Here is a 13,456-nt window from a genome sequence, read left to right as displayed (position 1 = left end):
AGGGTCGTCAGCTACCGACTTATCAAAGTATGGCTCTCCATTTACAGGATGTGACTATTGACAGCCGTGTGAATCTGTCAGAGATAAGTGCCATCGCACAGGCTCAAACCCAGTTACCACCAACCGTAGATATTAAGCAATTTCAATCACCACAAGTAGATATTCATCACAGCCAACAAGCTGCTTATCCTTCTAGACCGGAGGAGTTACAGCCATCAGCTAATGGGCTTTCACCAGAGACTATAACTCATCTCCCTCTGGCGAATAGAGCAAACGCACTCATCGCGGCTTTAACGAAAAGTGGTTTCCAAATAGAAGACATGATGAGTTCTCAGGTGATAGCGATCGCTGGCACTCAGCGAGGTGGTAAGGGAACCTTAGCAGCAATCTTAGCAACATTATCTCTAGCTTTAGATTCGGGATTAAACACCCAATACTTTACAGCCGGGGTGGACGTTTACCCCTTTAGTTGCAATCTGATTTCTGCTCTTAAATACCCCGAAAAAGATGCAGACGGTGCAGATAAACTAGTCGCCCGTGACTTGCTTAAATTTCTTAAAGGCTTAGATGCAAGTGAACCTTACTCCCACAAAAACTTACTGTTAGTGATTGATGAGGCGATGCGCTTGCTGTCCCTACTTGATGAGAGCGATCGCACTTGGGCTATCCAATATCTGCTGAGTCGTTTCGCTAAGTGTGGCGGTACATTAATCATTGTGTTGCATGGCTCCAACTTAACTTCTGTGGTTGGCAAGGCCACAGCAGGACTGGCAGACACCTTTAAGCTATCAGTTAACTTTATTGGCTGTGTAGCTCAGTCTGTCAGTGCTGGCGGATTGCGAAAAATTAATGTTGCCAGTGGCGAATATTTCAAAGCCAACCCTAATAACTTTGCTGAACCTGTTAGCGGTGGCAATCTCGGCATGATTCCAGACTGGTTAAAGATAGAGTTACACCCTGGAAATGGTCAACCAGATCCTGCTAGAACATTACTCAAATTTTTCCCGGAACTGGTGCAGCATCACCAGCCAGCAGTTATGCCCAGAGGGGAGAAAATTGCACCAGATGACGCAGTTAATAAATTGGAGTCTATTTTCTCAAAGCCTACCCAAGAGGTTGAAATTGCAGAGCTAGAAGAAGAACTGAGTATTTCTGAGGTGGATAAAAATCTGATTTTAAACATTGTTACTTCAGCCGTTGCAACACCAGTTAGTTTTGCTGCGATTAGAAATAGCCGAAGGTGGGGTGAAGATAAAAGGAGTGTTCGCTATTTAAGGAGCGCGATTGCACAACTTATAGAATCCAAGCAATTGAAAGGTAGTGAGAAGTCAGGCTTTACTGCTTTTTCAGATTAAATCCCCTTTATATTCTCCTTAATTAGTGTTATTTATCTTGATGGACAATAGTAGCAGTATTGGTTAGGGATAGCTGGATTATCCTTAACCAATACTGCTTATGTCAGGAATTAATTGGACTTAGCTATCGATATTCTCTCTCAAATACTTTTACAGTTAGTCGTTTATATTTCATCTTCACTGTAGATTTTTGGTACAAAAGCATAGCTAGTTGATTGGCTATTTGGTGACGATTTCTCCGATTGCTCCTTAGCTGCTGCTTTCTTACGCTTAGTGGTTTTATTTGTTAAATCTGAAGATTTTTCACTTGTAGAGGGCAATGAACTAGACGAGCCATCACCATTAGAATTCTCTTGTGAGGTGGATTGAGCAGATGATTCAGAATTTAATTCTGATGATGAAGCAAGCGAATTATCATCTGATGTATTAGCACCCGTTGTCAAAGCTTTCTTATGAAAACTCTTCAGACCACTGGCCGCTAGTTCTACCCCATGACCTTTAAACACATCAGAAACATCTTCATAAGAATAGCCAGCGTCTAACATATCTTGAATAGGTTTAGCCAAACTGAGAACCAAATCTGACAGGCTGATAGTTTTAGGAGTCGCGGCTTTTTGTTTAAGACTGGTTTGAATATCTTCGATTTTTGATAAAGGGACAGCTTTCGGTTTGCGCGACATATTCAGCATTAGTAATAAATTATTCCATTGTAAAAAAAACGTGGTCATCAAAAGTTTAAGTTTCTTATCGTGATGTGACGAATATCAACAGAAAATCGTTTGTATCCTCGTGAGGTAGACTAGTCTAAAAAAGCAGTTACCCATGAATCAACATCCTTCGTATCACTAGTATGGCCAGCATTGCCCAATAGACCATGCCCTCGGTTACACCGAGGTTATTGCACAGAGTCAATCGTGATTCGCCAAAGTCTCGTACTCCCCCAGCCTCCCGTTGTGCCCCTTGGATCTGGTTTACCCTAGCCCGTCGTGAGGGGTAGGCAAGCAATACGCCGTAACGCACTACGTGCTACTTTACCCTCCGGGTAAAGCGGCGTGTTTGCTTGTTGGGGGTGTCCCCCAAACCCCCTTTAAACAAGTCTTTTCAAGGGGTTAATAAGTCAAGAGAGTTCCGGGTTATTCGCCTACCTGCTCGGCGCTCCGCGCCTAACGCAGCTACAGCGAATAACCCGGTGAAAAATGAAGAAGCAGATAAATGAACTCCTAACTAGTTATGCAGCCAGACCCCCGCACCAATCTTAGTAATCAACTAGCTGACACATTAAGCAATCGGTCAGTAGCACCAGATGAGAAGCGAGAAGTAACTATCACGTTTAGGGCTAGCTATGCCGAGAAAGCTAGGTTAGAGCGACGGTGTAGTGGAGTCGTGCAAAGCGACTATATTAGAGCGAGATTATTTGACTACCCTTTACCACATCCTAAGTTAGTCATTCCCGAAGTTAACCGACAGGCTATCTATGAGTTAAAGAAGATTGGGAACAACCTGAATCAACAGACTAGGGCTATTAACGAAGCTGTGAAAATTGGTAGTCAACCGTTGACGGTGGAGGTGAAATCATATCTGAAAACTATTGAGGAATTGACAGTCCTTTTAGGACAGACTCGCCAATTACTCACTCAACCTACGGTAGAGGGACAGCGCAATGATTCCCAAAGTCAAGGCTAACAAATCATTTCGTGGCACTACTAAATATGTAATAGAGAAAGAGAAAGCCAAAATCATTGGCGGGAATATGTACGGGAGAAGTACCAATGAACTGGTAGAACAGTTTACCCTATCACCCCACCTTAACCCCCAACTAAAAGACCCATGCTATCACCTAATGCTTAGTGTACCTCAGACTGACATAACTCTCAGTGATGACGAATTAGCTAATTTATCTCAACGTCACTTTGCGAATGTCATTGTGCTGTCGCAGCTAAAAGGTGATGAATCCCAAGTTATACAACCTGATAAAAGGATATCAGACACCAAACTCAAACAGCTAGTTGATGAATTTATTGAAACAGAACTACCAGCCTATGACTTCTTTATAGCGCGGCACTCAGACAAAGAACACGACCACACCCACATTGTTGCATCTAGAGTTAATAACCTAGATGGTAAATCTATCCGCACTTGGAACAATTACACCCATTCGGAACACTCCGCCCGACTGCTAGAGCGAGAATTTCAGCTAACCCCAGTCCAAAGCAGTTGGGAGAGGAAGCAAAAGGCTATGACTCGTAATCAACTGGAACGAGTCGAACGCGATGGACTTCCAGGCGAAGAAATAATGCGACGGGCGATTGAGCAAGTGGCAGTAAATAAACCCACAATGCCCCAGCTAATTGAGCGATTATGGAGAGAGCATCAAGTCAAAGCTGTCGTTAGTTATTACGGTCACGGTGGGGTAAGAGGTATCAAGTTTGATATTGATATTGGCTCAGTTAATGAAGATAGTAGCCCCCGCTTGCTCTGGAAACAGGGAGGGAATCTCAATAAATATAAGTGTTCTTTTACAAAGATTCAGACAGAATTGGGGATAAATTATGACCCCTCACGGGACGATAGCGAAATTAAACATTTAAATAGTTTCTTAGAATCTGTAGATAATAACCAAGTTAATCAACAGCTAATATCAACCATATCACCTAAAAAAGCTCAAACTATAGCCGAAACTAAACACCAGCTAACCCCAGATAAATCAGATGAGGAACAACGAGCCAGTTCAGAACTCATAAATACAATCTCTGACTTTGTTTCACAGTCAGTAGTTGAGTCAACCTTAAGTAAAACGTTACCATAATTAGCAGAAAACTCTCTTAATATCGGCAGCAGAGCGAAGCAGGTATAACCCCATTTGACCACCTATTAGCTGCAATTGCTGAAAATAAAGCTCAAAATTTAGCCGCAGAGAAACCAAAGCTAAAATCGAATCAAACAGCCGATTTATATAAGTATTACAGCGCCGAATTGCAAAAGTTATTAGTGACTTATCGAGATAAAGAAATTGCTATACGGGCGCTCAAAGATGATAAAACAGCCGAGGAAGTTGAAGAAATTATCTTTGCTAGTCCAGCCGGATGGACACAAGATGAAGCTAGATAATTGGTACTAATTGCTAACAATCAACTGGCATCTTCACAGGATGAGCTAGAAATTTTACTCTTAGAAGAACAGCAAATTAACCAAGAATTCTTAGCTATAGCTGTACCTGTTGCAGTGAAATTAATCAACTGACAGTTAACCAAAATCAGTCAGGTGAGCTTGAGTATTCAGAAATTAATGTAGGGAAATTAGAGAAAAAAGACATTCAGTTTTGGCATAATTGCGAGAAACTACTGCAAGAAATAATAGAAGAACAAGAGCAACAAAAAAGAAGACCTAATAAAGGTCTTTCCCGCTAGGTGGTGGCGCAACTCTCAACCGCTTCGCTCAAATAGGCGGTGTCTGCCACTGCAACAAATCCATTCGTTGAGCTACCTTTATCGTCGCAGGCAGCGGCAGACACTCCGCTGCGCCGCCTATTTGTTAAGAGTTGCTTGAGTTAGTGTTGGGTGGAACAACGCCGCTGAAATTAGTGCCAATTAAACATACTAGAATGAGTTATTATCATCAACTTAAAGTACTAGCCCAAGCTTCAGATATAGCAGCGCACTCATACTACATTAAAATTACACTCAACTGAATCAGAGAAAGTGGCTGCTCCTGTAATTTCGATTTTCAGCGTTGCCGTTACCAATCCTGAATTTGTGTAATTTTCATTGATGAATAGGGAGTAGCTATCCGTCAGATCGCCATTCGCTACAACGACTTGGAAAGTTTGAGACTGTTCAGCGCGGTAGCCCACGGTATCGGTAAGGTGAACGAGGATGTTGAAGAACACATCTGTGTCAGTTTCGTTGACTAGTCGAAATGAGGCTCTACCAGATATTACCGAGGATTGACCGACCAAGACTGTACCTGGACAACTAATGTCGAGGTTTTGCGAATCGATAAATGTTCCTGCCATTGGTGTCTCCTATGTTGGGGTCAGAACACGTTTCCTTATCTGAGGTAAAAGTAGCGAAGACAAATTTTACCGCCACGCAAAGCTTGAAAAGTTTGTTGTGAAAGAGTTACAGAAATAAAATCGCTATGAATCACCCCAAAATGGAGAAAAAGCTTATTTTGGCTGAATTCCTCGATGTTTACAGTTCGCTACACCTGACGTATCCAACCAACGCGCCAAATACAGCACTTTGTACTCAACGGTTACTAAACAATCTCTTCACCAGCCCAGATCCCACGGTTGCCAAATGTTAGATCATCATTACCGTAAGACCAATTCCCAAGGAACTTGACGGATACTCCCGCCAGTCCTGGCTCTCCAAAGAGTACTAACTGGAATTGTCTGAACTGTTGCAAGCCAGCGTTTCCTCTCGTGCGTCTCCATTCACCGACCCACTTTGATCGTCCCTGCTCGTCAATGAAGGCTTCTCCGGTCATCTTGCCCTCACCATTATCATGAGCACTGGTATATTTACTCACGACCCGACCTGTTTGTCCACCTTCAACCGTTATGATGCCACGGAACTCACCTGAGGGCGATCCCCAATAAGTGCTATATGTTCCGCTCCAGAAAACACCATTGATGCCGTAGCCCATGCTTACCTCGTCACTTGCGGTTAACTTTTGGTTCTTGGCAACTTTTGGTGATGATGAAGATTTTATTGCAAAAATTTGACCTAACTTTTTTACTACAATCGGTAAAACCTTAATCAGATATGGCTTTTTAACGATTGTTTTTGCTCTGTCAGATCCACCATAATCATTCAGATTTAGGTAAATGTTATCTTTATCATCAAAGTGGCTCTTGCTTCTTTTTATAGATATGACTATCTATCAATAGGCTGAAAGTTTTTTTTGTGAAGTGATATTACAAAAAGCGTCTATATTGTATTAAAACCATTACCTCGCAACAAGGATGCCCAGCATTGGCTCTCAAAACCCTTATCAATCAAGCCTTTTAGTTTGGCAATCAAACTTTTTCTTACTTTTATTTATTACTTGCACCTATTATCATCAGCAAATAGCTCATAAATTTTCCAATTCATTGGTTTGAATCTATATTTGAAGTTGATCTCTTCAAACCGGGATCTGTATCTCGGCTTGCCCTTTATTTATTAGGCATTTTCTAATTTCCATTCTTCATACTCTTACTTTAACCGTGCTTCAATAGCTTCAATTTGAGCATCATAATCAAATCCATTTTCACTATACTTAATAACTTCGCTAACTTTCGCATTTCTAATTTCCATTCTTCATACTCTTGCTTTAACCGTGCTTCAATAGCTTCGATTTGAATAGTATAATAAAAACCATTTTTACTATACTTAATAACTTCTCTAACTTTCGCAATAGTAGCCCAAACTTCAAAATCGCAAAAAGGGTTAAAACCAATTATATTTCCATAATTTATATCTGTAGGAGTAGGATATTGTACAATTTCTATCAATTTTAAAATAGCCAATTGAACATCCCAATTAACAAGATATAATAACAAAGCTGCGAAAGCCATAACTATATTAGGTATTGAGCCGAGATACAAGTAAAAAGCAGCAAGATGGTCTAAAAACTCTTGCTATGTATAGGGTTCAGGCATTTTTAAGTAAAATTGGCAGGAGAGCGTAAATCTTGGGTATGTATCGCTACAAGAACTAGAGTTTTTATTAATTTTATTTACAGGTTTTACAGGTTGAACGATGAATTTCTTTCGCCGTAAATTCTCTGAAACTCCTATATGCAATGGATTACAGCCCAAAGCATTAGCCTCCTACCACACAGTATTTACTATTCTCTGTGGTTGGCGAAAAGCAATTATTGACCCTCAGACTGCAAGTATGTCCAGGCAAAATCCTACTTTCGCCTCAAAAACACTAAAACTTATACACAGCAAGTCTTTTCAGACCATCTTGCTGCTTTTTACTTGTATCTCGGCTCAATACCTAGTAGTCATCATAATATTTATAAATAAGTTTCTACCTTAAGTTAGAGGTTCAACTGTTATTATTCCATGAAAATTTAAAGTTAAAAGTTGAAAGAATTTTGCATTTGTATTTGAGAAAGCAGGATATTAATCAATTCACTTATTTTTTAGTTAAAAATATTAGTGAGAATTTCATCTGGTTTTTCAGGGAAGTCCATGCTCAGTCTTTGGTATGACAATTTAGTGAGATTTTATTATGACTAGTTCGCATCAATCATCCAATGCAATTAAAGTTGTTAAACTCGGTGATGACAATCTTCTGCTAGCAAAAGTTGATCGTAATTTACCTGAAGGCGATTACAAAATCTTGGTTAGTATTCAGCCGATTGAGGAACGTGCTGTAGCAACTATGGAACCTGCTGCTGCAAATGTGGAAGCTGCTGAATCAATTGAGGCATGTTGTGATGGATTGAAGGTAAAGTTTTGACGAATTGAAGTATAACCCTCTTTCGTCAGTCTGGGGAAGCCTTTGTGATTTATAAATTCTGGAACTCTTGTCTAGACTGCGAGTGCAAGGGTTTCAGTGATTTACACCTTCTGAAAAGGCAATTTATGAGGATTTGGGGTAGTTGAGGTATCCTAAAAGCATTACAGTGTAAGGATTTATTTAAGCACCAAAGCCATTAAAAAATCAAAACTGTAGCGGTTCATAGTTGGTATTAAAACTGCTAAAATCCTCATTTCGCTTTGTTGAGATAGTTAGCAAATATGTAATATTTTCATTAGCCATGTTACTAAGATCTTCTTACAATTACTTTGTTGATCGTTCCGATGGAGTGATGGGTTACAATGCTCGCACGGGAACATTTGCACTCCTAAATGACGACGCAGCACGTATGTTGCGTGGTAACAGTCCCCTTGATTCAGTTCAAAATGAGGAAAAACTGATTGAAGAACTGATTCATATGGGTTTTTTGCATTTTGGTGACGAGAAAGTACAGATACATGAACGCTTTAACCAAGCTAGGCAGCAATCTAACCTAGTACTGTTAACGCTTACTCCAACACTTGCATGTAACTTTTCCTGCGATTATTGCTACCAATCTGACTATCGAGTAAGCCGCATATGGTCTTCAGAAACACAGGTAGCTACTTTGCGATTTATTTCACATCTGCTAGAGCAGGGTCGAAAAGATGTTTTCATAACCTGGTATGGAGGTGAACCTCTTCTCGCAAAATCCATAGTACTTAGGTTTTCTGAACAAGTACGAGAGCTAATTAAGACATCTGGCGGAAAGCTGCATCGGCTGGAAATGGTTACTAATGGAACTTTGCTCAATCGAAAAGTTGCCGAGGAGTTGAAAAATGTAGGAATTTCCGAGATTCAGATTTCACTAGATTCTCTTTTTTTTAAACATCCTAACAAGCGTGGCATTCTCAATCAATCAGGGATGCCATCAATTATTTTACAAAATATAGTAAATGCGAGAGATATTCTAAAAATTACAATTCGTATCAATGTTTCTCCAACAAATGAGAAGGATATTGACAAGATTCAGTCTTTTTTAAATGAGTTGGGTTTTGCTGGATCGTACTATTTCGCACGTGTTGATAGCGATGATGAGGACTCACAAGATTACTCAATACCCGAACAACCTGTCTTTGCTACAAAAGACAATTCATTAGTAAAAGTTAACTCCTTAAACACCAATACTAATTGTACCTCCTGCCATGCTTCAGGAAGTGCCACACTAGACAGAAAACTATACGCAATTTTTGAACAGCAACTACTTGAAAGAAATTGTGAGAGTTGGAAATTGCTAATTAAAAAGCTAACTCCGAAAAAGCATTTTTGCTCAGCTACCACAGGAGCCATGTTTGTTATAGATCCTGATGGATACATTAATCGGTGCTGGAGAAGCGCAGGACAACCTGAAGAAGCTATAGGTAGTGTACACGACGAGATGCCTATCTACGATCATCATGTTGAAAAAACTTGGCTTGGTTATTCCCCTTTTTCTTATTCCGATTGCAGTGAATGTAAGGTACTACCATTATGTATGGGTGGATGTTCATATCCGAGACTTTTCAAAAATGCTAAAACTGCACCCTGTACGGCTATTCGAGATCAAATCGACTACTGTGTAAATGAGGTTGGAAGACGATTAACTACTCCTTGAGTAAAATGCCTCACTAACAGTCTTACTGGAGTTTAGACTAGTCTAAAGTCCAGTTGGGAGCATATCAATCTCACTGGCGATTATGTGTGGAATTTGAAGCAGGCGACCAGTTTTGACCAGTTGCGTCCTTTGCCGGTTTCATTGTCCTGCAATTCTCACACTTTTTGGTGAATTATTAAGTTCGCCACAGTATCCTCGCTACTTTTACCCCAACATATTCCAGAAAGGGGTAATGTTAGGATAGCTTTTAGGAAGTGCCAACTTACCTGAAAGTATTGTTATAAATAGCTTTCAGTACTTGAAATTTTAGATATACTTTTAGCCCTTTTAAATCAATCTGGGAAAATAAAAATAAGTAAAGACATTATTACTGCTTAACTGCTTAATTGACTCTTACTACCTTCCAGCCTGACTGATTCCCAATCTTGCCAGACCTCACAAAACTGAACGACCCACGAGTAAACTGACTCTCTCCACTCTTCACTCTGGGCTTACACCCAATCAGCCCCTCCACTTCAGAAGACGATAACAGCCAGCCAGCCGCAGCAGCTTCTTCCAATGCCTTGAGGTGCTGTAGTGGCTCGGTGGGTCGCAGGTGACGGGCGATCGCTTCCACCAATTGAACCACCTCTCCCAGTGCTAAGTCTGGTTGTCCAGTGGTCGTGTCCAGTCTGTCCACTAGTCTACTGGACGTGTCTAGTCTGTCCAGTGGACTGCTCACTAGTTCAGCTAATGGGGATTTGAAATCATCCATTTTCCCCCCTGCGCTGATATGGTCGTGCAGCTGATCGAGCAATTCTACATCCGATGCAGTGATGTAAGACTTATTCCCCTGCTTGAATGTCTTAATGTCGAGCGCGTCTATCCGGTTGTAAACCGCCTGTTTTCCAAGACTGTACCTATCAAGGAGTGCAGCAACGGGGAACGGGTCAATTTCTACTGTCATAAGAGTGTCCAGTGGACGTGTCTAGTTTGTCCACTGGACAGTTTATCATATCAACTGGCGATGTGCTGAGTATCAAAACCAACTACAAATTGATACCTGTAGTCAGTTAATTAAGCTTTAAGTAAGAAACGATCATCCTATACTGTATTTTGCTTAAGCGAAAACCACACTTTATTAAAAAATGTTAGTATTTATAATAACTAAGTGGTAAAACAATATGAGTGTAGAATTATTGACTATTGCGAGTACTGTAGGGAAAGTAATTTTTCCAGAAATTGCAAAAAAACTGATTACTAAAATCAATAGTGAATTAAATCCTACAGACTTAGAGATAGCGCTGAAAGCTGGAATTAAATGTGCTGAGGCTTGGGATACTACTCAACCTTATAATCGACATCTGTTTTATCATTGTGAGCCAAAACTTGCTAGAGAACTTATAGAGCAGTTTTTCAAAAATACGGGAGTTCAAGCAGAATTGCAAAAGCCTCTCAAAGATAAAACAGTTCCAGATATAGAGATTTTAATTGCAATTTTTAAAAACGGAATACCACTAAACCATAATTTAAAATTTCCTGATAACAGTATTGATAACTGGCTTAAAAAGTTTATAGATTCTTATTTTGAACAAACAAATACTTATTTAAAATTTCAAATTGCTAAATTAGATTATTTCAAGCAATTAGCAAATTACTTTGATCATGTCGAATTTGTTGGTTTGAAAGTAAAAGGGCAGGAAGACGAAAAATCTGCAAAACTACCACAAATTTTTGTCATGCCTTATGTAGTAAAGGAAATAGAAATTAAAGAAACAAGTTTTCTTAAATCACTTATAAGTTTCGGCCAAGATGAGACAGTCAACCAACAGCGCCAGAGAGAATTGCTCAGGGAGCAACAAATAGCACTGCTACACCAAAATAGCGGCAATAAATTTTCAGCACACCAATTATTAAAACAAAGTACTTCACATAAATTCGTTTTACTAGGAGAACCAGGAGTTGGTAAAACAACTTTAATGAGTTACTTTGCTGTGATGGTGTGTGAGAATCAGACTGAAAAACTCGGATTGCCAATTGATATAGAATTAATCCCAATTTTGATTAGAATTAGAGACTTAGCTAGATACTCAGAAGTAAATATTTTAGAATATATACGCCATTTTGCAAACAGTATACATGTTAAAAATTTACCGCAGGGTTTCTTTGAGTATTGGCTGGAACAGGGAAAATCATTGATTTTACTTGATGGTTTAGATGAGATTGCCAATCCTGAAGAACGTTTTGGATTTGTTAAAAAAATTGAAAGCTTTTTAGGGCAATATTCTCAAAACATAGCGATTATTACTTCTCGTCCAGCGGGTTATAATCGGGAATTCTTTCGCACAGAAGAGTTCCCACACTATAGTCTAAAAAAATTTGATGATAGTCAAATTAAGCTATTTATCAAGCAGTGGTATGAAAGCCGATGCCAAGACATTGATGAAGCAGAACATCGCCAACAAACTTTAATGAAAGCATTAGAGGAACAAAAACGAATCAAGCTATTAGCACGTAACCCATTGTTATTAACAATAATAGCACTGATTAATCGCTATGAAGCACATCTTCCAAAGCAGCGACATAAACTTTATAAACAAGCAGTAGATACGCTACTGATTAACTGGGATAAAGGAAAACGTATTAATTCTTGGAATATGGAGTATATTCGCTGGGATGATATAGAAGCATTGATGCAACGCATAGGTTACTGGATTCATACACAGGGAAAGACTGGTGACAAAGAAGGTGGCACACTGATAGATAAAGATGAATTAGTTACACAATTAAGCGAATACATTACTGAATTTGATTATCAAAAACAAATTCCTAAACATCGAGCTAAAGCTGAAGCAATACGCTTTATTAATCATATTAGAGAGCGTAGTGGGTTATTGAATGAACAAGGTCAGGATAGATATGCCTTTGTCCACAAAACATTTCAGGAATACCTTACGTCTCAAGAAATACGTATTCGCCAAGAGGAAAGCTTTGAGGTAGTGCTGGAGCATATTCGAGAACACTTACATAATTCCCACTGGCGAGAGGTCTTACTGCTTTTAGTAGCTCAACAAAAACGTAATAACCCGAAAAAAGTTATTGAGGAAATCTTTAAACAAGATACTCCTTATGAACAATGGCTGCATCGCAACCTTTTCTTTGTAAGTAGTTGTTTAGCAGAAGATATAGAATTATCTGATGCTCATTTGATTAAAGATATATTAGATAAATTAGTTAAGTTAGAAGTTAGTGATTATCAAAAGGTAGGTTACAAAATTAAATCTCAAGTTTTTCAAAATATTTGCAGTCTGAGTGAAACTAGGTTTCACTCTCAAGTGTGGCAAATATTACAAGAATCAGCAGATTTGATAGATAAAGTGCGATTACAAGAATATCAACTAGTGTTGGGTAAAAAAGAGGAGGCATTAGCAGAATTACTGTTCCTTCTCCAGGATGAGAGTGTTGAGGTGCGTTTGTCTGCTGTTACAGTATTAGGCAGATGGAGCAACACCTCGGAAAAGGTAGTCGAAGCACTTCTGTCCCGACTCCATGATGAGAACGAAAAGGTGCGTTTATTAGCTGTTAGATCATTAGGTAATTTAGACAACACCTCGGAAAAGGTAGTCGAAGCACTCCTGTCTCTTCTCCAGGATCAAAGCGAGATAGTGCGTTTATTAGCTGTTAGATCATTGAACAGATGGGGAAAAATCTCGGAAAATGCAGAAAAAGTACTGCTGCTCCAACTCCAGGATAAGAGCGATAAAGTACGTAGTTCTGCTGCTAGATTATTGGGTAATTTGGACAACATCTCGCAAAAGGCAGTCGAAACACTCTTGTCTCTTCTCCACGATGAGAGCGAAAGGGTGCGTACCTCTATTTCTGGGGCATTGGGCAACTTGAGTAATGTCTCAGAAAAGGTAATCGAAGCGCTCCTGTCCCAATTCCATGATGAAAGCGAGATAGTACGTACCTCT

At 39.6% G+C, this 13,456-nt stretch carries 13 protein-coding genes; 8 read left to right on the top strand and 5 right to left on the bottom strand.

Features of this window, described 5'->3' with window-relative positions; all coding sequences use genetic code 11:
* Positions 1-1,355, top strand: a 1,355-nt coding sequence (locus tag ABF638_RS33405) for a hypothetical protein (RefSeq protein WP_435027107.1), incomplete at its 5' end; no start/stop codon positions are given.
* 164 nt (positions 1,356-1,519) lie between these two features.
* Here ABF638_RS33405 and ABF638_RS33400 read toward each other — a convergent pair.
* On the bottom strand, positions 1,520-2,083 hold the full coding sequence (locus ABF638_RS33400) for a hypothetical protein (protein WP_435027106.1): 564 nt from the start codon (positions 2,081-2,083) through the stop codon (positions 1,520-1,522).
* Positions 2,084-2,585: 502 nt separating this feature from the next.
* On the opposite strand from ABF638_RS33400, the gene ABF638_RS33395 reads away from it, so the two are divergent.
* The 4 genes from ABF638_RS33395 to ABF638_RS33380 all read left to right on the top strand — a co-directional run bounded on the left by ABF638_RS33395 (position 2,586) and on the right by ABF638_RS33380 (position 4,595).
* Positions 2,586-3,038: a plasmid mobilization protein gene (locus tag ABF638_RS33395; RefSeq protein ID WP_435027105.1), complete on the top strand. Its 453-nt coding sequence runs from the start codon at positions 2,586-2,588 to the stop codon at positions 3,036-3,038.
* Positions 3,016-4,161, top strand: coding sequence for a relaxase/mobilization nuclease domain-containing protein (locus tag ABF638_RS33390; protein WP_435027104.1), 1,146 nt, complete (start codon positions 3,016-3,018; stop codon positions 4,159-4,161). Before ABF638_RS33395 ends, ABF638_RS33390 begins: the two co-directional genes overlap by 23 nt.
* Positions 4,162-4,328: 167 nt before the next feature.
* Positions 4,329-4,463 (top strand): hypothetical protein, encoded by a 135-nt coding sequence (locus ABF638_RS33385; RefSeq protein ID WP_435027103.1) that lies wholly within the window; start codon positions 4,329-4,331, stop codon positions 4,461-4,463.
* Complete coding sequence (locus ABF638_RS33380; RefSeq protein WP_435027102.1) at positions 4,464-4,595, top strand: hypothetical protein; 132 nt, start codon at positions 4,464-4,466, stop codon at positions 4,593-4,595.
* 418 nt (positions 4,596-5,013) lie between these two features.
* Here the strand turns inward: ABF638_RS33380 and ABF638_RS33375 are convergent, their stop codons facing one another.
* The 3 genes from ABF638_RS33375 to ABF638_RS33365 all read right to left on the bottom strand — a co-directional run bounded on the left by ABF638_RS33375 (position 5,014) and on the right by ABF638_RS33365 (position 6,915).
* A complete protein-coding gene (locus ABF638_RS33375; protein ID WP_435027101.1) occupies positions 5,014-5,367 on the bottom strand; it encodes a hypothetical protein in 354 nt (117 codons plus the stop codon).
* A gap of 245 nt (positions 5,368-5,612) precedes the next feature.
* The gene (locus ABF638_RS33370; protein WP_435027100.1) at positions 5,613-6,002 is read right to left on the bottom strand and encodes a hypothetical protein; all 390 of its coding nucleotides are present in this window, start codon (positions 6,000-6,002) and stop codon (positions 5,613-5,615) included.
* A gap of 556 nt (positions 6,003-6,558) precedes the next feature.
* Complete coding sequence (locus tag ABF638_RS33365) at positions 6,559-6,915, bottom strand: hypothetical protein (protein ID WP_435027099.1); 357 nt, start codon at positions 6,913-6,915, stop codon at positions 6,559-6,561.
* Between the two features lie 664 nt (positions 6,916-7,579).
* On the opposite strand from ABF638_RS33365, the gene ABF638_RS33360 reads away from it, so the two are divergent.
* Complete coding sequence (locus ABF638_RS33360) at positions 7,580-7,810, top strand: hypothetical protein (RefSeq protein ID WP_435027098.1); 231 nt, start codon at positions 7,580-7,582, stop codon at positions 7,808-7,810.
* Positions 7,811-8,036: 226 nt separating this feature from the next.
* Positions 8,037-9,503, top strand: a complete 1,467-nt coding sequence (locus ABF638_RS33355) for a radical SAM protein (protein WP_435027097.1) — start codon at positions 8,037-8,039, stop codon at positions 9,501-9,503.
* A gap of 382 nt (positions 9,504-9,885) precedes the next feature.
* Here ABF638_RS33355 and ABF638_RS33350 read toward each other — a convergent pair whose 3' ends face one another.
* The gene (locus tag ABF638_RS33350; RefSeq protein ID WP_435027096.1) at positions 9,886-10,449 is read right to left on the bottom strand and encodes a hypothetical protein; all 564 of its coding nucleotides are present in this window, start codon (positions 10,447-10,449) and stop codon (positions 9,886-9,888) included.
* A 217-nt stretch (positions 10,450-10,666) separates the two neighbouring features.
* Here ABF638_RS33350 and ABF638_RS33345 point away from each other — a divergent pair.
* On the top strand, positions 10,667-13,456 hold a 2,790-nt coding region (locus ABF638_RS33345), incomplete at its 3' end, for an NACHT domain-containing protein (RefSeq protein ID WP_435027095.1).

This window comes from Nostoc sp. CALU 1950 (genome assembly GCF_051172895.1).
GTDB classification, from domain to species: domain Bacteria; phylum Cyanobacteriota; class Cyanobacteriia; order Cyanobacteriales; family Nostocaceae; genus Nostoc; species Nostoc edaphicum_A.
Note: the sequence above shows the minus strand (reverse complement) of the source record. Positions and strands in the feature narration are given on the sequence as shown.